Source organism: Streptomyces canarius, assembly GCF_014650735.1.
Taxonomy (GTDB): Bacteria; Actinomycetota; Actinomycetes; order Streptomycetales; family Streptomycetaceae; genus Streptomyces; species Streptomyces olivaceoviridis.
On sequence record NZ_BMVN01000004.1, the window covers coordinates 61,543 to 85,681 of the forward strand.

20 protein-coding genes are annotated in these 24,139 nt (G+C 74.0%); 14 read left to right on the forward strand and 6 right to left on the reverse strand.

Translation table 11 applies throughout. The features are described from left to right. Positions 1-70: 70 nt before the first annotated feature. Genes IE294_RS07230 through cobI form a run of 7 tightly spaced genes read left to right on the forward strand, consistent with a single transcriptional unit; the run spans position 71 to position 10,891 of the window. The gene (locus IE294_RS07230) at positions 71-1,015 is read left to right on the forward strand and encodes a cobalamin biosynthesis protein (RefSeq protein WP_189883550.1); all 945 of its coding nucleotides are present in this window, start codon (positions 71-73) and stop codon (positions 1,013-1,015) included. Continuing rightward, complete coding sequence (locus IE294_RS07235; protein WP_189883552.1) at positions 1,012-2,520, forward strand: cobyric acid synthase; 1,509 nt, start codon at positions 1,012-1,014, stop codon at positions 2,518-2,520. Before IE294_RS07230 ends, IE294_RS07235 begins: the two co-directional genes overlap by 4 nt. Then, on the forward strand, positions 2,517-6,182 hold the full coding sequence (cobN, locus tag IE294_RS07240) for a cobaltochelatase subunit CobN (protein WP_189883554.1): 3,666 nt from the start codon (positions 2,517-2,519) through the stop codon (positions 6,180-6,182). Before IE294_RS07235 ends, cobN begins: the two co-directional genes overlap by 4 nt. Beyond that, positions 6,179-8,176, forward strand: coding sequence for a putative cobaltochelatase (locus tag IE294_RS07245; RefSeq protein WP_189883556.1), 1,998 nt, complete (start codon positions 6,179-6,181; stop codon positions 8,174-8,176). Before cobN ends, IE294_RS07245 begins: the two co-directional genes overlap by 4 nt. After that, the gene (gene cobO / locus IE294_RS07250; protein WP_014671916.1) at positions 8,176-8,775 is read left to right on the forward strand and encodes a cob(I)yrinic acid a,c-diamide adenosyltransferase; all 600 of its coding nucleotides are present in this window, start codon (positions 8,176-8,178) and stop codon (positions 8,773-8,775) included. The genes IE294_RS07245 and cobO overlap by 1 nt, the downstream gene beginning before the upstream one ends. Further along, positions 8,775-10,145 carry a cobyrinic acid a,c-diamide synthase CobB gene (locus IE294_RS07255; protein WP_189883558.1) on the forward strand — a complete coding sequence of 457 codons (1,371 nt, stop codon included), beginning with the start codon at positions 8,775-8,777 and terminating at the stop codon, positions 10,143-10,145. Before cobO ends, IE294_RS07255 begins: the two co-directional genes overlap by 1 nt. Next, positions 10,142-10,891, forward strand: coding sequence for a precorrin-2 C(20)-methyltransferase (gene cobI, locus IE294_RS07260; RefSeq protein ID WP_189883560.1), 750 nt, complete (start codon positions 10,142-10,144; stop codon positions 10,889-10,891). The genes IE294_RS07255 and cobI overlap by 4 nt, the downstream gene beginning before the upstream one ends. 14 nt (positions 10,892-10,905) lie before the next feature. On the opposite strand, the gene IE294_RS07265 is transcribed toward cobI, so the two are convergent. Next, entirely contained in the window at positions 10,906-11,634 is a 729-nt protein-coding gene (locus IE294_RS07265; protein WP_189883562.1) for a ZIP family metal transporter, read from the reverse strand. A gap of 82 nt (positions 11,635-11,716) precedes the next feature. Here IE294_RS07265 and cobM point away from each other — a divergent pair, with 82 nt between their 5' ends. From cobM to cobC, 6 genes are read left to right on the forward strand one after another with little or no spacing between them, the layout of a single operon-like run. Next, positions 11,717-12,535, forward strand: coding sequence for a precorrin-4 C(11)-methyltransferase (cobM, locus tag IE294_RS07270; RefSeq protein ID WP_189883564.1), 819 nt, complete (start codon positions 11,717-11,719; stop codon positions 12,533-12,535). Beyond that, the gene (cbiE, locus tag IE294_RS07275) at positions 12,532-13,767 is read left to right on the forward strand and encodes a precorrin-6y C5,15-methyltransferase (decarboxylating) subunit CbiE (protein WP_189883566.1); all 1,236 of its coding nucleotides are present in this window, start codon (positions 12,532-12,534) and stop codon (positions 13,765-13,767) included. Before cobM ends, cbiE begins: the two co-directional genes overlap by 4 nt. Then, positions 13,764-15,455: a precorrin-3B C(17)-methyltransferase gene (gene cobJ, locus IE294_RS07280; protein WP_189883568.1), complete on the forward strand. Its 1,692-nt coding sequence runs from the start codon at positions 13,764-13,766 to the stop codon at positions 15,453-15,455. Before cbiE ends, cobJ begins: the two co-directional genes overlap by 4 nt. After that, on the forward strand, positions 15,452-16,042 hold the full coding sequence (locus tag IE294_RS07285; protein ID WP_189883570.1) for a precorrin-8X methylmutase: 591 nt from the start codon (positions 15,452-15,454) through the stop codon (positions 16,040-16,042). Before cobJ ends, IE294_RS07285 begins: the two co-directional genes overlap by 4 nt. Beyond that, positions 16,039-16,968 carry a sirohydrochlorin chelatase gene (locus tag IE294_RS07290; protein WP_189883572.1) on the forward strand — a complete coding sequence of 310 codons (930 nt, stop codon included), beginning with the start codon at positions 16,039-16,041 and terminating at the stop codon, positions 16,966-16,968. The genes IE294_RS07285 and IE294_RS07290 overlap by 4 nt, the downstream gene beginning before the upstream one ends. Beyond that, positions 16,958-18,031 carry an Rv2231c family histidinol phosphate aminotransferase CobC gene (gene cobC / locus IE294_RS07295; protein ID WP_189883574.1) on the forward strand — a complete coding sequence of 358 codons (1,074 nt, stop codon included), beginning with the start codon at positions 16,958-16,960 and terminating at the stop codon, positions 18,029-18,031. The genes IE294_RS07290 and cobC overlap by 11 nt, the downstream gene beginning before the upstream one ends. Before the next feature lie 51 nt (positions 18,032-18,082). Here cobC and IE294_RS07300 read toward each other — a convergent pair whose 3' ends face one another. The 5 genes from IE294_RS07300 to IE294_RS07320 all read right to left on the reverse strand — a co-directional run bounded on the left by IE294_RS07300 (position 18,083) and on the right by IE294_RS07320 (position 22,729). After that, positions 18,083-18,994 (reverse strand): SCO1860 family LAETG-anchored protein, encoded by a 912-nt coding sequence (locus tag IE294_RS07300; protein WP_189883575.1) that lies wholly within the window; start codon positions 18,992-18,994, stop codon positions 18,083-18,085. 156 nt (positions 18,995-19,150) lie between these two features. Continuing rightward, the gene (locus IE294_RS07305; protein ID WP_189883585.1) at positions 19,151-20,242 is read right to left on the reverse strand and encodes an amidohydrolase family protein; all 1,092 of its coding nucleotides are present in this window, start codon (positions 20,240-20,242) and stop codon (positions 19,151-19,153) included. Between the two features lie 17 nt (positions 20,243-20,259). Next, complete coding sequence (locus IE294_RS07310; protein ID WP_103813021.1) at positions 20,260-21,054, reverse strand: amino acid ABC transporter ATP-binding protein; 795 nt, start codon at positions 21,052-21,054, stop codon at positions 20,260-20,262. Beyond that, complete coding sequence (locus IE294_RS07315; RefSeq protein WP_103813020.1) at positions 21,051-21,884, reverse strand: amino acid ABC transporter permease; 834 nt, start codon at positions 21,882-21,884, stop codon at positions 21,051-21,053. The genes IE294_RS07310 and IE294_RS07315 overlap by 4 nt, the downstream gene beginning before the upstream one ends. After that, positions 21,881-22,729, reverse strand: a complete 849-nt coding sequence (locus IE294_RS07320) for a transporter substrate-binding domain-containing protein (protein ID WP_189883587.1) — start codon at positions 22,727-22,729, stop codon at positions 21,881-21,883. The genes IE294_RS07315 and IE294_RS07320 overlap by 4 nt, the downstream gene beginning before the upstream one ends. A gap of 138 nt (positions 22,730-22,867) precedes the next feature. Between IE294_RS07320 and IE294_RS07325 the strand changes: the two genes are divergently transcribed. Then, a complete protein-coding gene (locus tag IE294_RS07325; protein ID WP_189883589.1) occupies positions 22,868-23,968 on the forward strand; it encodes a pyridoxal-phosphate-dependent aminotransferase family protein in 1,101 nt (366 codons plus the stop codon). The last annotated feature ends 171 nt before the right edge of the window (positions 23,969-24,139 follow it).

The window sequence follows — 24,139 nt, forward strand, 5'->3', positions numbered from 1 at the left end:
ATCGCCATGCTCGGCTGCCGATCGAGGACCCGTACCAGGACCGTTCCTGTTCCCACGGCCGGCTGAGCCGATGGGTGCCGATCGCACATACGCGTACGGCGCCGCCGCCGGCGTCCTCGGTGACCTGCTCCTCGGCGATCCGCGCCGCGGGCATCCGGTCGCCGCGTTCGGCCGGGCGGCCGGGGCCGTGGAACGCGCCCTGTGGCACGACCACCGTGGCTGGGGCGCGCTGCACACCGCCGTGTGCGCCGGTGGCGCCGTCGCCCTCGGCGCGCTGACCGCACGCGCCGTACGCCCCTCCCGTACCGCTTCCGCCGCGCTGGCCGCCGCCGCCACCTGGGCCGTCGTCGGCGGCACCTCGCTCGCCCGGGAGGCCCGCACTGTCGGGCGTGCCCTTCAGGCCGGGGACGTCGAGGCCGCCCGCGCCCGGCTGCCGCACCTGTGCGGCCGGGACCCGCAGGCGCTGGACGCCGACGGCATCGCCCGGGCCGTGGTCGAGTCGGTCGCCGAGAACACCTCCGACGCCGTGGTCGGCGCGCTCGTCTGGGGCGCCGTGGCCGGGGTCCCGGGTCTGCTCGGCTTCCGGGCGGTCAACACCCTGGACGCGATGGTGGGTCACAAGTCGGTCCGCCACCGGCGCTACGGCTGGGCCTCCGCCCGCCTGGACGACGTCGCCGGCTGGCCGGGGGCCCGGCTGACCGCCGTACTCGCCGCCGTGGCCGGACCCGATCCGCGCGGCGCCGTGCGCGCCTGGAGGGCGGACGCGCGGCGGCATCCGAGCCCCAACGCCGGGCCCGTGGAGGCATCCTTCGCGGGCGCCCTCGGCGTGCGCCTGGGCGGGACGCTCTCCTACGGCGGCCGGGTCGAACACCGCCCGGTGCTGAACGGCGCCACCGGACGGCCGGTCCGCGTCACCGACATCGACCGGGCCGTACGGCTCTCGCGCCGCGTCGGCCTGCTCGCGCTCGGCACCACGCTGGCCGCGCGCTCCCTGATGAAAGGACGTGGGAAGTGAACGGTGGTCTCCTCGTCGCCGGCACCACCTCCGACGCGGGCAAGAGCGTCGTGACGGCGGGCATCTGCCGCTGGCTGGTGCGCCAGGGCGTGAAGGTCGCGCCGTTCAAGGCGCAGAACATGTCCCTGAACTCGTTCGTCACGCGCGAGGGCGCGGAGATCGGCCGGGCGCAGGCCATGCAGGCCCAGGCCTGCCGGGTGGAGCCGACCGCGCTGATGAACCCGGTGCTGCTCAAGCCCGGCGGCGAGCAGAGCAGCCAGGTGGTGCTGCTGGGCAAGCCGGTGGGCGAACTGAGCGCGCGCGGGTACCACGGCGGGCGCCAACAGCGGCTGCTGGGCACGGTGCTGGACTGCCTGGCTCAGTTGCGGGGCACGTATGACGCGGTGATCTGTGAGGGGGCGGGGAGCCCGGCCGAGATCAACCTGCGGCGGACCGACATCGTCAACATGGGGATCGCACGGAACGCGCGGCTGCCGGTGCTCGTCGTCGGCGACATCGACCGCGGGGGCGTGTTCGCCTCCTTCTTCGGCACCGTCGCCCTGCTCTCACCGCAGGACCAGGAGCTGGTCGCCGGGTTCCTGGTGAACAAGTTCCGGGGCGATGTCAGCCTGCTGGAACCCGGGCTGGACATGCTCCGGGACCTCACCGGGCGGCGCACGTACGGCGTGCTGCCCTTCCGGCACGGGCTCGGCATCGACGAGGAGGACGGGCTGAGGGTGTCGCTGCGGGGCACCGTACGGGAGTCCACGGTCGCTCCCCCGGTCGGCGAGGACGTGCTGCGGGTCGCCGTGTGCGCGATCCCGCTGATGTCCAACTTCACCGACGTGGACGCGCTGGCCGCCGAACCGGGCGTGGTCGTGCGGTTCGTGGACCGGCCGGAGGAGCTCGCGGACGCCGATCTCGTCGTCGTCCCGGGCACGCGCGGGACCGTACGGGCGCTGGAGTGGCTGCGGGAGCGGGGGCTGGCCGACGCCCTCGTCCGCCGGGCCGCGCAGGGACGCCCGGTCCTCGGTATCTGCGGCGGCTTCCAGATCCTCGGCGAGCACATCGAGGACGACGTCGAGTCCCGCGCCGGAGCCGTCCCCGGGCTCGGCGTCCTGCCCGTCCGGGTGCGGTTCGCCCGCGAGAAGACCCTCACCCGGCCCAGCGGCGAAGCCCTCGGCGAGCGGGTCGACGGCTACGAGATCCACCACGGGGTGGCCTCGGTCGAGGGCGGCGAACCCTTCCTGGACGGCTGCCGGGTGGGCCAGACCTGGGGCACCCACTGGCACGGCTCGCTGGAGTCGGACGGCTTCCGGCGGGCCTTCCTGCGCGAGGTGGCCGCCGCCGCGGGCCGCCGCTTCGTGCCCGCGCCGGACACCTCCTTCGCCGAGCTGCGCGAGGAGCAGCTCGACCGGCTCGGCGACCTGATCGAACAGCACGCGGACACGGACGCGCTGTGGCGGCTCATCGAGTCGGGCGCGCCGCAAGGACTGCCTTTCATTCCACCGGGAGCGCCCGCATGAGCACAGTGTTGTTGTTGTCGACCGCCGACACGGATCTGCTGGCCGCCCGGGCGTCCGGCGCCGGCTACCGCATCGGCAACCCCACCCGCGTCGACGTCGCCGGAGAGCTGCCGGGCCTGGTCGAGGGCGCGGACCTCGCCGTCGTACGGCTGCTGGGCGGCAAGCGGGCCTGGGAGGACGGGCTGGCCGCGCTGAAGGCGTCCGGCGTCCCGACCGTGCTGCTGGGCGGCGAGGCCGTGCCGGACGCCGAGTTGATGGCGGAGTCGTCGGTGCCGGCCGGTGTGGTCGCGGAGGCGCTGAAGTACCTGGTCGAGGGCGGTCCCGAGAACCTGCTGGAGCTGTCCCGGTTCCTGTCGGACACCGTGCTGCTGACCGGCGAGGGCTTCGAGGAGCCGCGCCGGATGCCGGAGTTCGGCGTCCACGGCGCGTACGAGGTCCAGGACGGCCGGCCGACCGTGGGCGTGCTCTTCTACCGGGCGCACGAACTGAGCGGCAACACCGCCTTCGTGGACACCCTGTGCGAGGCGATCGAGGCGCGGGGCGCCAACGCCCTCCCGGTGTACTGCGGTTCGCTGCGCGGCGCGGACCCCGCCCTGTACGAGCTGCTGGGGCGGGCCGACGCGCTGGTCGCCACCGTGCTCGCGGCCGGCGGCACGCACGCCTCCCAGGCGTCGGCGGGCGGTGACGAGGAGTCCTGGGACATCGGCGCGCTCGCCGACCTGGACGTCCCGGTGCTCCAGGGGCTGTGCCTCACCTCCTCGCGGGCCGCGTGGGAGGAGTCCGACGCGGCCCTGTCCCCCATGGACGCGGCGATGCAGGTCGCGATCCCGGAGTTCGACGGCCGGTTGATCACCGTGCCGTTCTCCTTCAAGGAGCAGGGCCCCGACGAGGTCCCGGTGTACGTCGCCGACCCCGAGCGGGCCGCCCGCGTGGCCGGGATCGCCGTCAGGCACGCCCGGCTGAAGCACAAGCCGAACGCGGAGAAGAAGATCGCGCTGGTCTTCACGGCGTACCCGACCAAGCACTCCCGGGTCGGCAACGCGGTCGGCCTGGACACGCCCGCGTCGGCGGTCCGGGTGCTGGACGCGCTGCGGGACGCCGGGTACGGGGTCACGGAGTACCCCTCGGGCGGCGACGAGCTGATCCACCGGCTCATCGAGGCCGGCGGGCACGACGTGGAGTGGCTGACCGAGGAGCAGCTGGCCGCCGCGCCCGCGCGGGTGCCGCTGGCCGACTACCGGGCGTGGTTCGAGAAGCTGGACCCCGGGCTGCGGGACGCGATGACCGAGGCGTGGGGCGAGCCTCCGGGCGGCCTCTACGTGGACGGCGACGACATCGTGCTGGCCAGCCTCCGGTTCGGGAACGTCGTCGTCATGATCCAGCCGCCGCGCGGCTTCGGCGAGAACCCGATCGCGATCTACCACGACCCCGACATGCCGCCCTCCCACCACTACATGGCGGCCTACCGGTGGCTGGAGGCCGCCGCATCGGAGGGGGGCTTCGGCGCGGACGCGATCGTGCACATGGGCAAGCACGGCACGATGGAGTGGCTGCCGGGCAAGGGACTGGGCCTGTCGCGCGGGTGTGCCCCGGACGCCGTGCTCGGCGAGCTGCCGCTGATCTACCCGTTCATCGTCAACGACCCCGGTGAGGGCACCCAGGCCAAGCGGCGCGGGCACGCCACCGTGGTCGACCACCTGGTGCCGCCGATGGCCCGCGCGGACACCTACGGCGACCTGGCCAAGCTGGAGCAGCTGCTGGACGAGTACGCCCTCGTCTCCGACCTGGACCCGGCGAAGGCCCCGGCCGTCCGCGCCCAGATCTGGACGCTGGTCAAGGCGGCGGAGCTGCACCACGACCTGCACGTGGACGAGCAGCCGGACGACGAGGCGTTCGACGAGTTCGTCATGCACATCGACGGATACCTGTGCGAGATCAAGGACGTGCAGATCCGCGACGGCCTGCACATCCTGGGCGGCGGCCCGGTCGGCGAACCGCGCGTGAACCTCGTACTGGCCGTGCTGCGCGCTTCCCAGGTGTGGGGCGGCCGGGCCGACGCGCTGCCCGGTCTGCGGGCCGCGCTGGCGGCGCACTTCGGCATGGTGGAGAAGGAGCTGCTGGCCGAGCCGGGCGTCCCGGTGAAGGTGCCGGTGGAGCTGACGGACCTGGTCGACGGCCCGTCCCGGACCGCCGCCGACACCATCGACCTGCTGGAGCAGCTGTGCCGGCGGATCGCGGAGGGCATGGAGGCGCGGGCGTGGGACCGTACGGTCGTCCCCGCCGTCCTGCGGGGCGTGCTCGGCGCCGAACTCCCCGCCGCGGTCGCGGTGCTTCAGTTCGCGTGCGACGAGGTCGTACCGCGACTGGCGCGGACCACCGACGAGATCGGGCACATCCTGCGGGCGCTGGACGGCGGTTACGTCCCGGCGGGCCCGTCGGGCTCCCCGACCCGGGGCCTGGTCAACGTCCTGCCGACGGGCCGCAACTTCTACTCGGTCGACCCCAAGGCGATCCCGTCCCGGCTGAGCTGGGAGGTCGGCCAGTCGCTGGCGGACTCGCTGGTGCAGCGGTACCTGAGCGACACCGGGGAGTACCCCCGGTCGGTGGGCCTCACGGTGTGGGGCACGTCCGCGATGCGCACCCAGGGCGACGACATCGCCGAGATCCTGGCGCTGCTGGGCTGCCGCCCGGTGTGGGACGACGCCTCGCGCCGGGTGACCGGCTTCGAGGTGATCCCGCTCGCGGAGCTGGGGCGCCCGCGCATCGACGTCACCGTCCGCATCTCCGGGTTCTTCCGGGACGCGTTCCCGCACGTGGTCGGGCTGATCGACGACGCGGTGCGGGCGGTGGCCGAGCTGGCGGAGCCGGCCGAGTCCAACTACGTGCGGGCGCACGTGGAGGAGGACGCGGCCGGGCACGGCGACCGGCGCCGGGCCACGGCCCGGATCTTCGGCTCGAAGCCGGGGGCGTACGGCGCCGGTCTGCTGCCGCTGATCGACGCGCGGAACTGGCGCAGCGACGCCGACCTGGCCGAGGTGTACGCCGTCTGGGGCGGCTACGCCTACGGGCGCGGGCTCGACGGACGGGCGGCGCGCGGGGACATGGAGACGGCGTTCCGGCGGATCGCGGTGGCGGCGAAGAACGTCGACACCCGTGAGCACGACCTGGTCGACGCGGACGACTACTTCCAGTACCACGGCGGCATGGTCGCCATGGTCCGGCACCTGACGGGCGCCAACCCCGAGGCGTACGTGGGCGATTCGGCCGTACCCGACCAGGTGAGGACCCGGACGCTGGGCGAGGAGACGCACCGCGTGTTCCGGGCGCGGGTGGTGAACCCGCGCTGGATGGCGGCCATGCGCCGGCACGGCTACAAGGGCGCCTTCGAGATGGCGGCGACCGTGGACTACCTGTTCGGCTACGACGCGACGGCGGGCGTGGTCGACGACTGGATGTACGAGAAGCTCAGCGCCGAGTACGTCTTCGACCCGGAGAACCGGGACTTCATGAAGAAGTCCAACCCGTGGGCGCTGCGCGGGATCACCGAGCGGCTGCTGGAGGCGGCGGACCGGGGCCTGTGGGCGGAGCCGGACGCGGACACGCTGGAGCGGCTGCGCGCCACGTATCTGGAGCTGGAAGGCGACTTGGAGGGCGACCAGTGACCACCCCGTTCCCCTTTACGGCCGTCGTCGGCCAGGACGATCTGCGGCTCGCGCTGCTGCTGAACGCCGTGTCGCCGGCGGTCGGCGGCGTGCTGGTGCGCGGCGAGAAGGGCACCGCGAAGTCCACGGCGGTACGGGCGCTCTCGGCGCTGCTGCCGGAGGTGGCCGTCGTCCCCGGGTGCCGGTTCTCCTGTGACCCGGCCTCCCCCGATCCCGCCTGCCCGGACGGGCCGCACGAGTCCGGCGACGGCGTCGAGCGCCCCGCGCGGATGGTCGAGCTGCCCGTCGGTGCCTCCGAGGACCGGCTCGTCGGCGCCCTCGACATCGAGCGGGCGCTGGCCGAGGGCGTGAAGGCCTTCGAGCCGGGCCTGCTGGCCGACGCGCACCGGGGCATCCTCTACGTCGACGAGGTGAACCTGCTCCACGACCACCTGGTCGACCTGCTGCTGGACGCGGCGGCGATGGGTGCCTCGTACGTGGAGCGCGAGGGTGTGTCCGTGCGGCACGCGGCCCGGTTCCTGCTCGTCGGCACCATGAACCCCGAAGAGGGCGAGCTGCGTCCGCAGTTGCTGGACCGGTTCGGGCTGACCGTGGAGGTGGCCGCCTCGCGGGAGCCGGAGCAGCGGGTGGAGGTCGTGCGGCGCCGGCTGGCGTACGACGACGATCCGGCCGCCTTCGCCGCGCGCTGGGCCGGCGAGGAGGCCGCCGTACGGCAGCGGATCGTGGCGGCGCGGGAGTTGGTGCCGCGGGTGCGGCTGGGCGACGGGGCGCTGCGGCAGATCGCGGCGACCTGCGCGGCCTTCGAGGTGGACGGCATGCGCGCCGACATCGTGATGGCCCGGACGGCGACCGCGCTGGCCGCGTGGGCCGGGCGGACCGATGTGCTCGCGGAGGATGTGCGGCAGGCCGCGCTGCTGGCGCTCCCCCACCGCAGGCGGCGCAACCCCTTCGACGCGCCGGGTCTGGACGAGGACAAGCTGGACGAGACGCTGGAGCAGTTCTCCGGCGAGTCCCCCGACGACGATCCGGACCCCGACGGCCCCGGTGGGGGCGGCGGGCAGCCGGCGCCCGACAGCGGTCCGCGGGACGACGGCGGCAGCGGCGCGCGGCCCGAGGCCGGCGAGGGCGGGCAGCCGCAGGCGTCCGGCGGGCAGGAGCAGTCGGCCGTACGGGCCGCCGAACCCTTCCGTGCCAAGGCGCTGACCGTCCCGGGCGTCGGCGAGGGTGCCGCCGGGCGGCGGTCGCGGGCGCGGACCGAGCACGGGCGGACCACCGGGGCCCGGCGGCCCCGGGGTGCGCTGACCAAGCTGCACCTGGCGGCGACCGTACAGGCCGCCGCGCCGCACCAGCGGGCGCGGGGCAGGTCCGGGCCGGGGCTGGTCGTGCGGCGGGACGATCTGCGGCAGGCGGTCCGGGAGGGGCGCGAGGGGAACCTCGTGCTGTTCGTGGTGGACGCCTCGGGGTCGATGGCGGCGCGGCAGCGGATGAGTGCCGTGAAGGGGGCCGTGCTGTCGCTGCTGCTGGACGCGTACCAGCGGCGGGACAAGGTGGGGCTCGTGACCTTCCGGGGGGCGGCGGCCGAGGTCGCGCTGCCGCCGACGTCCTCCGTCGACGCCGCCGCCGCGCGGCTGGAGTCGCTGCCCACCGGCGGGCGTACGCCGCTCGCCGCCGGGCTGCTGAAGGCCCACGAGGTGCTGCGCGTGGAGCGGCTGCGGGACCCGGCGCGCCGGGCCCTGGTGGTCGTGGTGACCGACGGCCGGGCCACCGGCGGCCCCGAGCCGGTGGCGCTGGCCGGGCGGGCGGCGCGGCTGTTCGCGGCCGAGCAGGTCGCCTCGGTGGTCGTGGACTGCGAGTCGGGGCCGGTGCGGCTCGGGCTCGCCGGGGAGCTGGCCGGTCGGCTGGGCGGTACGGCCGTCACGCTGGACGAGCTGCGGGCCGACTCGATCGCCGGGCTGGTCAGGGATGTGCAGGGGACGAAGAGGAGGGCCGCGTAGTGCCGCAGGGACAGCCGAGTGTCGTACCGGACGACGGGCTGACGACCCGTCAGCGCAGGAACCGTCCGCTGGTCGTCGTGCACACGGGCGTCGGCAAGGGCAAGTCCACCGCCGCGTTCGGGCTCGCGCTGCGCGCCTGGAACCAGGGGTGGCCCATCGGGGTGTTCCAGTTCGTCAAGTCGGCGAAGTGGAAGGTCGGCGAGGAGAACGCGCTCAGGGTGCTCGGCGCCTCCGGCGAGGGCGGGACCGTCGACTGGCACAAGATGGGCGAGGGCTGGTCGTGGGTCCAGCGCGACGCGCAGATGGACAACGAGGAGAAGGCCCGCGAGGGCTGGGAGCAGGTCAAGCGGGACCTGGCCGCCGAGACGTACCGGCTGTACGTGCTGGACGAGTTCGCGTACCCGATGCACTGGGGCTGGGTCGACACCGACGAGGTCATCGACGTGCTGCGCGGCCGTCCCGGCACCCAGCACGTGGTGATCACCGGGCGGAACGCCCCCGAGAAACTGGTGGACTTCGCCGACCTCGTCACCGACATGTCCAAGGTCAAGCACCCCATGGACGTGGGGCAGAAGGGCCAGAAGGGCATCGAGTGGTGATGTCCGTCCCCCGGCTGGTCATCGCCGCGCCCTCCTCGGGCAGCGGCAAGACCACCGTCGCCACGGGGCTGATGGCCGCGTTCGCCGCGCGGGGGCTCGCCGTGTCCCCGCACAAGGTCGGGCCGGACTACATCGACCCCGGGTACCACGCCCTGGCGACCGGGCGGGTGGGGCGCAACCTGGACGCGTACCTGTGCGGGCCGGAGCTGGTCGCTCCGCTGTTCCTGCACGGGTCGCGCGGGTGTGACCTCGCCGTGGTCGAGGGCGTGATGGGGCTGTACGACGGGGCCGCCGGCGAAGGTGAGCTGGCGTCCACCGCGCACGTCGCCAAGCTGCTCCGGGCGCCGGTGGTGCTCGTCGTGGACGCGTCCTCGCAGTCGCGGTCGGTGGCGGCGCTGGTGCACGGGTTCGCGTCCTGGGATCCGCAGGTGCGGGTCGGGGGCGTGATCCTGAACAAGGTCGGCTCGGACCGGCACGAGGAGTTGCTGCGGGAGGCGCTGGATTCGGCCGGGGTGCCCGTTCTCGGAGTACTGCGACGGGTGGCCCAGGTGGAGACGCCGTCGCGGCACCTGGGGCTGGTACCGGTCGCCGAACGGCGTTCCGCGGCGGTCGAAGCGGTGGCTTCGATGGCTGAGCAGGTGGTACGAGGGTGTGACCTGGACGCGCTGGAGGCACTCGCCCGTACTGCCGGTGCCCTCTCAGGGGGCTCAGCCCCGTGGACCCCCGCCTCGCCCACCCGCCACCGGACTCGGTCCGGCGGGGAGCGCGCCCCTGTCGTCGCCGTCGCGGGCGGGCCCGCGTTCACCTTCTCCTACGCCGAGCACACCGAGCTGCTCACCGCCGCCGGAGCCGAAGTGGTCACCTTCGATCCGCTCCGTGACGAGCGACTGCCCGACGGAACCGCCGGGCTGGTCATCGGGGGCGGCTTCCCCGAGGTGTACGCCGCCGAGCTGTCCGCCAACGAGCCGCTGCGCGAGGCCGTGGCCGAACTGGCCCTCTCCGGCGCCCCCGTGGCCGCCGAGTGCGCCGGGCTGCTCTACCTCTGCCGCGAGCTGGACGGACAGCCCATGTGCGGTGTGCTCGACGCCACCGCGCGGATGACCGACCGGCTGACCCTCGGCTACCGGGACGCCGTGGCCGTCGGCGACAGTGCGCTGGCGCCGGCCGGGACGCGGATGCGGGGCCACGAGTTCCACCGCACCGTCGTCGAGCCGGGCGCCGGTGCCGCTCCCGCCTGGGGCGTACGGGCCCCGGCCCGGCGGGTCGAAGGTTTCGTACAGCAGGGCGTGCACGCGAGTTATCTGCACACGCACTGGGCGTCCGAGCCCGGTGTCGCCCGTCGGTTCGTGGAGAGGTGCCGGACGTCATGAGCAGCAGGCTGGTCGGAGTCGGGGTCGGTCCCGGTGATCCGGAGCTGGTGACCGTGAAGGGGGTCAACGCGCTGCGCGCCGCCGATGTCGTCGTCGTACCCGTCATGGCCGCGCCCGACGGAACAGACGGCGGGGAGCCCGGACGGGCCGAGGCGACCGTGTCGCACTACGTGCCCGCGGAGAAGGTCGTCCGCGTGGTGTTCGCGCTGAACGAGCGGAGCGACCGGGCCCGGCGCGAGGCGGCCTGGGACGCGGCCGGGCAGCGGGTCGCCGAGTTGCTCCAGGCGCACGGGTCGGTCGCGTTCGCCACCATCGGGGACCCGAACGTGTACTCGACGTTCACCTATCTCGCGCAGACCATCGCGGAGCTGGTGCCGGGTGTCACCGTGGAGACCGTGCCCGGGATCACCGCCATGCAGGATCTCGCGGCGCGCTCCGGGGCCGTGCTGACCGAGGGCACCGAGCCGCTGACCCTCGTGCCGGTGACGGCCGGGTCGGCGGTGCTGAAGGAGGCGCTGGCCGGGCCGGGGACGGTCGTGGCGTACAAGTTCGGGCGGCAGGCCGCCGAGGTCGCGCAGGCGCTGCGGGAGACCGGGCGGCTCGGGGGCGCGGTGTGGGGCTCGGCGCTGGGGCTGCCGGAGGAGTCGGTCCGCCCGGCCGCCGAGCTGGACGGGACGCCGCTGCCGTACCTGTCGACGCTGATCGCGCCGCCGCGCCGGGACGACGGCCGGGGCGGAAAGCTGTGACCCGGCGGCCCGGGTCACCCCGTGACGCCCACCACCAGCCAGATGAAGGCCGCGCCCGCGACCGTGCACAGCAGGGTCGAACGGGCGGGGTGCTCATGGTGGGCCTCGGGGAGGATCTCCGCCGCGGCGAGGTACAGCAGTGCGCCGCCGAACAGGCCGAGATAGCCGCCGAGGACGCCCGCCGGGACGGTGAGGAACGTGGACGCGGCGGCTCCGGCGACGGGTGCGACGGCGTCCGCGACGAGCATGGCGAGGGCCTTGCGGCGGGCGTTGCCGTACAGGCTGGTCAGAGTGAAGGTGTTGAAGCCGTCCGCGAAGTCGTGGGCGATGACGGCGAGCGCGACCGCGGTCCCCATGCCGCCGCCCACCTGGAAGGACGCGCCGATCGCCACGCCGTCCATCAGGCTGTGGCCCACCATCGCCCCGGCCGCCGTGAGGCCCACCTCGGGGGCTCTGTGGTGGTGCTCGTCGGCGCCGTGGGCGGCGCGACGGGCCGCCAGCAGGCGTTCCACCAGATGGGCGAGGAGGAAGCCGGCCAGGAACAGCAGGAGCGCGACCGGGACGCCGTGGACCTCGCTGCCCGCCGTCCGGAGGGCCTCCGGCAGCAGGTCCAGGCCGGCCACGCCGAGCATCAGCCCGCCGGCCAGGCCCAGCACCAGATGGCGGCGGTCGGTCACGCGCTGTGCCGTCCAGCCGCCGGCCAGCGTCATCAGGAACGCGCCGAGCGCGACGAAGACCGCCATAGGCCCTTGCTATCGGATCGACCCGCGTTCCCGCACGTCCGACAGCCACAACCGCAGTACTCGTAGGAGAGGACCGATTCCCATGGCCGATGCCCCCACCGGCAAGGTGACCTTCGTCGGTGCCGGCCCCGGCGCCGCCGATCTGCTGACGTTCCGTGCCGCGCGGGCCATCGCCGAGGCCGACGTCGTGATCTGGGCCGCGAGCCTGGTCCAGGCGGAGGTCCTCGAACACGCCCGCGAGGACGCCGAGATCCTGGACTCGGCGACCATGTCGCTGGAGGACGTCGTCGCGGTGTACCGACGCGCGTTCGAGGAGGGGCTCGCGGTGGCCCGTATCCACTCCGGCGACCCGGCCCTGTGGGGCGGCACGCAGGAGCAACTGGACCGCTGCCGGGAGATCGGCATCGCGACCGAGGTCGTCCCGGGCGTGTCCTCCTTCTCCGCCGTGGCCGCGCTGGCGCAGCGCGAGCTGACGATTCCCGAGGTCGCGCAGTCCGTGGTGCTGACCCGGCTGGGCGGGGGCAAGACGCCGATGCCGCCCGGTGAGGAGGTGCGCGAGTTCGCCCGCCACGGCACCACCATGGCGATCTTCCTGTCGGCGGCGCGCAGCGGGCAGCTGGTGCGGGAGCTGCTGGAGGGCGGCTACCCGACGAACACCCCGGTGGTGATCGCGTACCAGGCGACCTGGCCCGAGGAGCTGGTCGTCAGGTGCACGATCGGCACGCTGGAGGAGACGGTCAAGGAACACAGGCTCTGGAAGCACACGCTGTTCCTGGTCGGCCCGGCGCTGGACGCACACGGGACGCGTTCGCACCTGTACCACCCGGGTCACTTCCACGGCTACCGGAAGGCCGACCCCGAGGCGCGGCGGGCGCTGCGCGAGCAGAGGGCGAAGAGTTGATCACCGTCGTCGGTACGGGGACCGGGGCGCCGGTGCCGGTGGACGTCCTGGCCGGGGCCGCGCTGGTCGTCGGCGGGCGGCGGCACCTGGACGCCGTACGGCTGCCCGAGGGGGCGGAGCGGGTCGTGCTCGGCCCGCTGGCGCCCGCCCTGGAGACCATCGCCGGGTACGTCGGCAAGGAGCTGCCAGTGGTCGTGCTGGCGTCCGGGGACCCGGGGTTCTTCGGGATCGTGCGGGCGCTGGCCGAGCGGTTCGGCACCGGGCTGCTGGACGTGCGGCCGGGGGTGTCCTCCGTGGCCACCGCCTTCGCCCGGATCGGGCTGCCCTGGGACGACGCGGTCGTGGTCAGCGCGCACGGCCGCGAGCTGCGGACGGCGGTGAACGTGTGCCGGGCGCGGCCGAAGGTGGCCGTGCTGACCGGACCGGGCGCCGGGCCGGCCGAGCTGGGGGCCGCGCTCCCCGGTGACCGGACCCTGGTCGTGGCGAGCGCGCTCGGCGATCCGCGGCGGGAGCGCGTGGAGCGGGTGACGGCCGCCGAGGCGGCGGCCCGGGACTGGGGTACGGCGGTGAGCGTGGTGCTGTGCCTGGACGAGGCGCGGGCGCTCGGTGCGGTGCGGACGGTGGCCGGGGTGCCCGGGGCTCCGGCCCGCTGGGCCCTGGAGGAGAACGCGTTCGCGCACCGGGACTCGATGATCACCAAGTTCGAGGTGCGGGCCCTGGCCCTGGCCCGGCTCGGGCCGCGCCTGGGCGACCTGGTGTGGGACGTGGGCGCCGGGTCGGGCTCGGTCGCGGTGGAGTGCGCGCGGCTCGGTGCCGCGGTCGTCGCCGTCGAGAAGACCCCGGACGGGGTGGCGCGCATCCGTGCCAACGCGGACGCCCACGGCGTCGACGTGGACGTGGTGCACGGCTCGGCGCCGGACGCCCTGGCGGGGCTGGCCGGCGATCCCGACGCGGTGTTCGTCGGCGGCGGGGGCCGGGAGCTGCCCGCCGTGGTGACCGCGTGCGCGCGGCGGGCCCGGCGGACGGTCGTCGTCGCCATGGCCGCGCTGGACCGGGTGCCGGCGGCCCGGCAGGCGCTGACGGACGCCGGGTTCACCTGCGACGGGGTGCTGTTGCAGTCCTCGCGCCTCGCGCCGCTGCCGGGGGACGTGACCCGGCTGGCGGCCACCAATCCTGTGTTCCTGCTGTGGGGCGTGAGAACCCCGGCGTCTAGTGAAGGAGTAGTCCAGTGATCGGCCTCATTTCCGCCACCGCGGCGGGGGCGGCGGCGCGGGACCGGCTGGCCGCGGCCTGGCCGGAGCGTACGCGCGTCTACGAGGGTCCTGTCGGTCAGGCCGTACGGGCCGCGTTCGCGGAGTGCGAGCAGCTGGTGTGCTTCCTGGCGACCGGGGCGGTGGTACGGCTGCTCGCGCCGCTGCTCGCCGGCAAGGCGGCCGACCCGGGCGTGGTGTGCGTGGACGAGGGCGGCCGGTTCGCGGTGTCGCTGCTCGGCGGGCACGCGGGCGGCGCCAACGCGCTCGCCCGCGAGGTGGGTGCGGTGCTGGGCGCCGAGCCGGTGGTGACGACCGCGACGGACGCCGCCGGGCTGCCGGGCCTGGACACGCTCGGCCTGCCGTACGAGGGGGCGGTCGCCGCGGTCTCCCGGGCGCTGCTGGACGGCGAACCGGTCGCGCTGGAGGCCGAGGTGGTCTGGCCGCTGCCGCCGCTGCCGGTCGCGCCCCAGGGGGCGTACACGATCCGGGTCACCGACCGGGCCGTCGCGGCGGGCGAGCGGGAGGTGCTGCTCAGGCCGCCGTCGCTGGTGGTCGGGGTCGGCGCGTCGAAGGGCGCGCCGGCCGAGGAGGTCCTCGCTCTGGTCGAGGAGGCACTGCGGGAGGCGGGGCTCTCGCCGCGGTCGGTCGCCGAGCTGGCCACCGTGGACGCCAAGGCTCAGGAGCCGGGCATCGTGGCCGCCGCCGAACGGCTCGGGGTGCCCCTGGTGACGTACCCCGCCGAGGAACTGGCGGCGGTCGAGGTGCCCAACCCGTCCGACGCGCCCCTCGCGGCCGTCGGCACCCCGTCGGTCGCGGAGGCCGCCGCCCTGGTCCGGGGCGGGGAACTCCTCGTCCCCAAGCGGAAGTCGGCCGCGCGGCCCGCGATGGCGACCTGTGCGGTCGTCCGGCGTCCGGGGCGCGGGCGGCTCGCGGTCGTCGGCCTCGGGCCGGGCGCCCGGGACCTGCTCACCCCGCGCGCGGCGGCCGAGCTGCGGCGGGCGTCGGTGCTGGTCGGCCTCGACCAGTACGTGGACCAGATCCGCGATCTGCTGCGGCCTGGCACCCGGGTGCTGGAGTCGGGGCTCGGCGCGGAGGAGGAGCGGGCCCGGACGGCGGTCGCACAGGCCCGCGCGGGGCACGCGGTGGCGCTGATCGGCAGCGGGGACGCGGGCGTGTACGCCATGGCCTCGCCGGCGCTCGCCGAGGCCTCCGACGACATCGACGTGGTCGGGGTGCCCGGGGTGACGGCCGCGCTGGCCGCCGGGGCGGTCCTGGGCGCGCCGCTGGGCCACGACCACGTGTCCATCAGCCTGTCCGACCTGCACACGCCGTGGGAGGTCATCGAGCGCCGGGTGCGCGCGGCGGCCGAGTCGGACCTCGTCGTGACCTTCTACAACCCGCGCTCCCGGGGCCGCGACTGGCAGTTGCCCAAGGCGCTCGCGATCCTCGCCGGACACCGGGAGCCGACGACGCCCGTCGGTGTCGTCCGCAACGCCTCCCGGCCGGACGAGGCCGCCCGGGTCACCACGCTCGCCGCGCTGGACCCGGCGACGGTCGACATGATGACGGTCGTCACCGTGGGCAACACGGCGACCCGTCGGATCGCGGGGCGCATGGTGACGCCGCGCGGCTACCGCTGGCAGGCGTCGCAGGAGGGGGCCAGGTGAACCGCGTCGTCCACCCGATCGAGCAGGAGTCCTACCGGCGGCTGCGCGCCCGCCTGGACACCTCGCACTTCCCGCCGCTGACCCGGGCGGTGGTGGAGCGGGTCATCCACTCCGCCGCCGACCTGGAGTACGCCAACGACCTCGTCATGGACGAGGGCGAGCTGGTGACGGCGCACGCGGCGCTGCACGCCGGGGCGCCGGTGGTCGTGGACGTCGAGATGGTGGCCGCCGGGATCACCCGGCGGGAGACCGTCTGCCGGCTGAGGGACGCGGTGGCCGGGCCGGGGCTGACCCGGTCGGCGCACGCGATCCGGCTCGCGTACGAGCAGGTCGGTCCCGGTGCCCTCTGGGTGATCGGCAACGCGCCGACCGCGCTGGAGGAGCTGCTGACCCTGGACGCCGCCCCGGCGCTCGTCATCGGACTGCCCGTCGGCTTCGTCGGCGCGGTCGAGTCCAAGGCCGCGTTGCGGATGAGCGGGCTGCCCGCCGTGAGCAACGTGTCCGAGAAGGGCGGGTCGGCGGTCGCGTCCGCCGCGCTCAACGCCCTGCTGTACCACCCCGTTTCACACTCCGAGGAGAACGCGTGACCACCCCGCCCGCCCTGCTCATCGCCGGCCACGGCACCCGTGACGACGCCGGAGCCGAGGCGTTCCGCGACTTCGTCCGGGAGCTGGGGCGCCGCCACCCCGGGCTGCCCGTCGCCGGCGGCTTCATCGAACTGTCCCCGCCGCCGCTGGGCGAGGCCGTCGCCGAGCTGGTCGGACAGGGCGTACGCCGGTTCGCCGCCGTGCCGCTGATGCTGGTGTCCGCCGGGCACGCCAAGGGCGACATCCCGGCCGCGCTGGCCCGTGAGAAGGAGCGGCACCCGGGCATCTCGTACACCTACGGCCGTCCGCTGGGCCCCCACCCGGCGCTGCTGAACGTGCTGGAGCGGCGGCTGGACGAGGCGCTCGGCTCGTCCGCCCGCACCCCGGAGGACCGGGCCGACGTCACCGTGCTGCTGGTCGGGCGCGGCTCCACCGACCCCGACGCCAACGCCGAGGTGTTCAAGGCGGCGCGGCTGCTGTGGGAGGGCCGGGGGTACGCCGGGGTGGAGACGGCGTTCGTGTCGCTCGCGGCGCCGGACGTGCCGAGCGGGCTGGACCGGTGCGCGGCACTGGGGGCGCGGAGGATCGTCGTACTCCCCTACTTCCTCTTCACCGGCATCCTGCCGGACCGGGTGCGGCAGCAGACCGAGGGGTGGGCCGCGGCGCACCCGGAGGTCGAGGTGCGCTCGGCCGATGTCATCGGGCCCGAGCCGGAGTTGCTGGACCTGGTGATGGAGCGGTACGAGGAGGCCGTCAAGGGTGATCTGCGCATGAACTGCGACTCGTGCGTGTACCGGATCGCGCTGCCGGGCTTCGAGGACAAGGTCGGGCTGCCGCAGCAGCCGCACTTCCACCCGGACGACGACGACCACCACGGGCACGGGCACCACCATCACGGGGGGCACTCGCACAGCCATGCGCACTGAAGCGGCCGGCGGGTCCGGTGACGATCTGCGGCACCACGGGGACGCCGAGGTGCGGGACGACGGGGCCGCCCTGGTCGACCTCGCCGTCAACGTCCGCGCGGACACGCCTCCGCCGTGGCTGCGGGAGGAGATCGCCGGTTCACTGTCGTCCCTCGCGGCCTACCCGGACGGGCGGGCCGCGCGGGCGGCGGTGGCGGCGCGGCACGGGCTGCCGGTGGAGCGGGTGCTGCTGACGGCGGGGGCGGCGGAGGCGTTCGTGCTGCTCGCCCGGGCGCTGAAGGTCCGCCGGCCGGTCGTCGTGCACCCGCAGTTCACCGAGCCGGAGGCCGCGCTGCGGGACGCGGGGCACAGCGTGGACCGGGTGCTGCTGCGGGAGGAGGACGGGTTCCGGCTGGACCCGGCGGCCGTGCCGGAGGAAGCCGACCTGGTGGTGATCGGCAACCCCACGAATCCGACGTCGGTGCTGCATCCGGCGGAGACGGTCGTCCGGCTCGCCCGCCCGGGGCGGACGTTGGTGGTGGACGAGGCGTTCATGGACGCGGTGCCGGGTGAGCGGGAGGCGCTGGCCGGGCGGACCGATGTGCCGGGGCTCGTCGTGCTGCGCAGCCTCACCAAGACCTGGGGGCTGGCCGGGCTGCGCATCGGGTACGTCCTGGCCGCGCCCGAGGTGATCGCCGAGCTGGAGCGGGCCCAGCCGTTGTGGCCGGTGTCGACACCGGCGCTGGCGGCGGCGGAGGCGTGTGTGGCGCCGAGGGCGCTGGCGGAGGCGGGGCACGCGGCGCACCGCATCGCCGGGGACCGGGCGCACCTGGTGGCCGGGCTGGCCGCGTTCGCCGCCCGCGGCGTGCGGGTGGTGGAGCCGGCGGAAGGGCCGTTCGTGCTGGTCCGTATGCCGGGGGCGGCCGGGGTACGGCGGCGGTTGCGGGAGCTCGGTCATGCGGTGCGGCGGGGTGACACGTTTCCGGGGCTCGGTCAGGAGTGGGTGCGCATCGCCGTGCGGGACCGGGTGACGGTGAACGGGTTCTTGCAGGCGCTGTCGGCCGCACTGGATTCGTCCGGCTGAACAGACCGAAGCACCAACCGCCGCCCCGGCTCGCCTCGTTGAGCTGCTCGGTCAGCTCTTCCGGCGTCGGGCCACCGCCACCGCTCCTCCGCCCGCCAGCAGCAGGGTCAGTGCGCCGCCCGCGATGTACGGGGTCGCCGAGCTGCCGCCGGTCTCCGCGAGGTCCGCTTCGGCGGGGGCGCCCTGGGGGCGGGGGCCGGCGGCCGGGTCGTGGCTCGGCACCGGGGTCGTGGCGGGCGGGGCCATCGGGGACTCGCAGGTGGCCCTGGCCAGGGTGACCGTGCCCTCGACGTCGGCCACGTTGAGCTTCAAGGGGTTGACGGAGACCGTGAGTTCGAGGGCGGTCGCGGCGGCCGTACGGGTCGTGGTGCTCCGCCGGGAGAGGTCGAGGCGGACCTCGCCGACGCCGGGCACCTTCACCTCGGACGGGCCGCCGGCGGTGAGGGTGACGCGCTTGCCGAGGACGGTGACGGCACCGAGGACGTTCGCGGAGGCGACCGGTGCCTTGCCGGCCTCACAGGTCGCCTTGGCGGTGATCGTGTCGGCCTCGATCAGGGACAGCAGGGGCAGACCGGGGACGTGCAGCTTGGCGTGGGCGATCCGGACCGAGCCCTCGGCGCGCCGCGCGGTCACCGTGGCCCCGGCCTGGGCGACGTCCGCGCCGAGGACGGTGAACGGTTTGCCGCCGTTCACGCCGTCGAGCCGGGCGGACAGCGCGGTGCGGTCGGCGCTGCGGGGTGCCTGGACCTCGTTGAGGGAGACCGCGAGCGGGACGTTCACGGTCTTGTTGAGCAGGGACACGTCGAGCCCGGTGCGCAGGACGACGGCGGAGGCGCGACCGTGGTCACCGGTCGCGTGCGCGGCGCCCGCGCCCCCCAGGACCACGGGCGCCGAGGCGAGGGCCGTGGCCGTCGCGAGGACGGTGAGACGGCGTGCGGGCATGCGGAAGTTGTTGCTGTTCAAGGCGGTGGGACCCCCCAGACGGAACCTGCTTGGGACCCGTCAACCTTGTCCCCGGTGTGGGTGAACGGTCAGCGATCCGGGGCTACTTCACTCCAACGTGGCGTTTCCGCACGCCGATTCGATTCCAGGGCGAAATCGGCGGGATCACGGGAACGCCTACTCGACCACCCGTCCGTTCAGCACCACCCGCCGGGGCGCCGCCAGCACCCGTACGTCCGCCCGGGGATCGCTCGCGTACACCACGAGGTCGGCCGGGGCGCCCTCCTCCAGTCCGGGCCGGCCGAGCCAGGCGCGGGCGGCCCAGCTGGTGGCGGCGAGCGCGTCGGCCGGCGGGATGCCGGCGGCGACCAGTTCGGCGACCTCCTCCGCGACCAGCCCGTGCGGCAGTGTGCCGCCGGCGTCCGTGCCGACGAAGACCGGGATGCCGGCGTCGTAAGCGGCGCGCACGGTGTCGTAGCGCCGCTCGTACAGCCGGCGCATATGGGCGGACCAGCGCGGGAACTTCTTCTCGCCGCCGTCCGCGAGCCGGGGGAAGGTGGCGATGTTGACGAGGGTCGGGACGATCGCGACGCCCCGCTCGGCGAACAGCGGGATCAGGTCCTCGGTGAGGCCGGTGGCGTGCTCGATGCAGTCGATGCCCGCCTCGACCAGGTCGCGCAGGGAGTTCTCGGCGAAGCAGTGGGCGGTGACCCGGGCGCCGAGCCGGTGGGCCTCGGCGATGGCCGCCTCCACGGCCTCGCGGGGCCAGCAGGGGGCCAGGTCGCCGAGGTCGCGGTCGATCCAGTCGCCGACCAGCTTGACCCAGCCGTCGCCGCGCCGGGCCTCCCGGGCGACGTGGGCGACGAGGGCGTCCGGTTCGATCTCCCAGGCGTAGTTGCGGATGTAGCGGCGGGTGCGGGCGATGTGCCGGCCCGCCCGGATGATCTTCGGGAGGTCGTCGCGGTCGTCGATCCAGCGGGTGTCGGAGGGCGAGCCCGCGTCACGGATCAGCAGGGTGCCCGTCTCGCGGTCGGTGAGCGCCTGCTTCTCGGCGGTCTCCGTGTCGACCGGGCCCTCGGCGCCCAGGCCCACGTGACAGTGGGCGTCGACCAGGCCGGGCAGCGCCCAGCCCTCGACGGTGGTGGTGTCGCGGGCCCCGGCGGGGCGGTCGTAGGACACGCGGCCCCCGACCACCCACAGCTCGTCACGGACGTCGTCCGGCCCCGCCAGGACCCGGCCCTTCACGTGCAGCACCGCACCATCGCTCATGCCCGCACCCTAACGACCTAAGGCTCGGACTTCCCCACCTGGTCGGAGGTCTCCTCCTCGACCTCGGCCATCGCCGGGTCGAGCAGCCGGGAGAGGAAGTGCCGGGTGCGCTCGTGCTGCGGGTCGCCGATCACCCGGTCCGGGCTGCCGTCCTCGACGATCACGCCGCCGTCCATGAAGACGACCCGGTCGGCGACCTCGCGGGCGAAGGTCATCTCGTGGGTGACGACCATCATCGTCATGCCCTCCCGCGCGAGCCTGCGCATGACGGCGAGGACGTCGCCGACCAGCTCGGGGTCGAGCGCGGAGGTCGGCTCGTCGAAGAGCATCACTTCGGGGCCCATGGCGAGCGCCCGGGCGATGGCGACGCGCTGCTGCTGGCCGCCGGAGAGGGAGGACGGGTAGGCGTCCGCCTTCTCCGAGAGGCCGACGCGGGCGAGGTTCTCGGCGGCGACGCGCGCGGCCGTCTCCTTGTCCCGCCCGAGGACGCGGCGCTGCGGCAGCGTGAGGTTCTCGGTGACGTTCAGGTGCGGGAAGAGGTTGAACTGCTGGAAGACCATGCCGATGCGGCGGCGTACGGCGTCGATGTCGACGTCGGGGTCGGTCACCTCGGTGCCGCCGACGAAGACCTGGCCCTTGGTGGGCTCCTCCAGCAGGTTCACGCAGCGCAGCAGCGTGGACTTGCCGGAGCCGGAGGGGCCGATGACGCAGACGACCTCGCCCTGGCCGATCTCCAGGTCGATGCCGCGCAGCACCTCGTTGTCGCCGAAGGACTTGTGCAGTCCTCGGACCTCGATCTCCGGGCGGCTCACCGGATCGCCTCCTGGGCCTTGGATTCCATACGGCGGACGACGAAGCTGAGCGGGATGGTGACCAGCAGGTAGCACAGGCCCGCGACCAGGATCGGCGTGGAGTTGGCGGTCGTACTGGCGAGGTCGCGGCCGAACTTGGACAGTTCCCGCTCCTCCAGGGTGACACCGAGGAACAGCACCAGCGAGGAGTCCTTGAAGAGCAGGACGAGTTCGTTGGTGAGCGGCGGCAGGATGATCCGGAAGGCCTGCGGGATGATGATGGAGACCATGGCCTTCGCGGGCGAGAAGCCGAGCGAACGGGCCGCCTCCATCTGCCCCTTGGGCACGGCCTGGATGCCGGCCCGGATGGTCTCCGCCATGTACGCGGCCGAGACCAGGCCGAGCGCGAGGGCGACCTTGCCGTAGGTGCCGCCCGGGATCTCCGTGCCGGGGAAGGCGAGGGGCACGGCCACGCCGACGAAGATGAAGATCAGCAGGGCGGGCAGCCCGCGGAAGATCTCGATGTAGACGCTCGCCAGCCAGCGGTAGGGGCCCACGGAGGACAGCCGCATCAGCGCGATGACCATGCCGAGGACGAGTCCGACGACGAAGCCGGACAGCGTGTAGAGCACGGTGTTCTTCAGCGCCAGCGTGATGACGTCGGGGAACATCTGCTTCGCGATGTCCGCCTGGGCGAACTGGTTCTGGAGCCGGCCCCAGTCGGCCGTGACCGCGAAGGCGATCACGGCGGCGGCGAAGACGGCGTACTGGACGCCGCGCGACAGGCCGCGCTTCTGACGCCGGGTCAGTCCCTTCTTCTTCGGCTGGAGGGCTGTGTCCGTGTCGGTCATGAGGCGGCGGGAGAGGCGACGGAGGCCTCGTACGGGCCGATCCACTGCTCGTAGATCTTCTTGTAGGTGCCGTCGGCCTTGGCGGTCTTGAGCGCCTTGTTGATGGCGTCGAGCAGCGCCTTGTTGCCCTTCTTGACGGTGAAGCCGTACTGCTCACCGGTCTTGAGGTTGTCCACGACCTTGAACTTGTCCGCGTTGGCCTTGTCCTTCAGCCAGCCCTGGACGACCGGGTAGTCGATGACGACGGCCTGGACCTGGCCGGTGCGCAGGCCGTTGAGGACGGCGTCGGAGGACTCGAAGGAGATCGGGTCGTAGCCCTTGCTCTTGACGTAGTCCTCGCCGGTGGTCTGCGCCTGGGCGCCGAGCTTCTTGCCCTTGGCCTTGACGTCGGCGAGCGAGTTGATCCCGCTGTCCTTGTCGACGAGGACGGCCTGGGTGGCCTCGAAGTACGGGTCGGAGAAGTCGACGTTCTTCTTGCGCTCGGCGGTGATGGTCATGCCGGCGGCGGCCAGGTCGCACTCGCCCGAGTTCAGGAAGGCGCCCGTCTTGAAGTTCTCGAAGGGCGTGTCGAGGATCTGCTGCTTGACGCCGAGGTCCCGCGCGACGAGGTCGATGAGGGAGACGTCGAAGCCCTGCACCTTGCCGTTCACCTCCGACTGGAACGGCGGGTACGGCAGGTGGGTGCAGGTGGTCAGCTGACCGGCCTTGGCCAGGTGGACACCCTTGACCGTGGTCTTGCCGCTCCCCGAGTCGCTGGAGGAGCAGCCGGCCGCGACGAGCACGAGTGCGGCGGTCGCGGTGGTGGCGGCCAGAAGGCGGGTCCGGCGCCCGACGAGCGTTTTCATGGGGAGGTCTCCTGTCGGGGAACTAAGGGTTCCGATTATAAGGAAGTGTTTGAGTCTCTCAAATCAAACCCATGGCCAGGCAGCCCCTCGACCTAAGATCGAGGGAGTCGGCCCCCGAGAGACGAAGAGAGCACCGCCGTGACCCACCCCTTCCTCGACCTGCCCCCGCTCACTGCCGAGCGTTTCGCCGCCATCGAGGACGGGGTGGCCCGGCTGCTGGACACCCGCCAGGACGTCCTGATCACCCAGGGCGAGGCGCTGCTGCCACTGGAGGGCGCGATCCGCTCGGCGGCCGGTCCGGGCACGGTGGCCCTGAACGTGATCACGGGCCCCTACGGGCAGACCTTCGGCAACTGGCTGCGCGACGCCGGCGCCACGGTGCACGACCTCTCCGTCCCCTTCCACACGGCGGTGACCGCCGGGCAGGTCCGGGAGGCGTTCGCCGAGCACCCGGAGATCGACTTCGTGTCGCTGGTGCACGCCGAGGCGGCGACCGGCAACACCAACCCGGTCGCGGAGATCGGCGAGGTGGTACGGGAGCAGGGCGCCCTCTTCTATCTGGACGCGGTGGCCTCGGTCGGCGCGGAACCGGTGCTGCCGGACGCGTGGGGCGTGGACCTGTGCGTGATCGGCGCGCAGAAGGCGATGGGCGGCCCGGCGGGCGTGTCGGCGATCTCCGTGAGCGAGCGGGCGTGGGCCCGGATGGCCGCCAATCCGAACGCCCCGCGCCGCTCCTACCTGTCCCTCCTGGACTGGAAGGACCGCTGGATCGACGCCGGCCGCAAGGCGCTGCCGCACGCGCCGGCGCAGCTGGAGATGCTGGCGCTGGAGGCGTGCCTGGAGCGGATCGAGTCGGCGGGCCTGGAGTCGGTGATGGCCCGGCACCGGCGCGCGGCGCTGGCCTCGCGGGCCGGCGCGGTGGCACTGGGCGGGGGCCTGGAACCGTATGTGTACGAGGAGAGGGACGCGGCACCGGTCGCCACGACCCTCCGGGTGCCGTCCGGCGTGGTGGCCTCCGACCTGGTGGCCCGCGCTCTGGCGACCGACCCCGCCCTGCCGCTGGCGGCCGGCGGCGGCGCCCTGGCCCGGGAGATGATCCGGGTCAACCACTACGGTCCCGACGCGACGCGGGGCGCGGTCCAGAACTCCCTGGCGGCACTGGGCGCGGCGCTCGCCGCGCAGGGCCTGCCGGTGGACCCGGCCGCCGCCCGCGGGGCCGTGGAGAACGCCTGGCGCTGAGCAGCAAGCGGCCATCACCCCGGAACGCAACGAAAACGGCTCGCGCACACCGCGCGGGCCGTTTTCACATCTTGAATTCCAATTACTCTCACAAACTCCGCCAATTCTCCGGACGATAGCTTCCCGTCTTCTTCTGCCCGCTTTTTGCAGAGCTAAACAAGGGACTTTGCC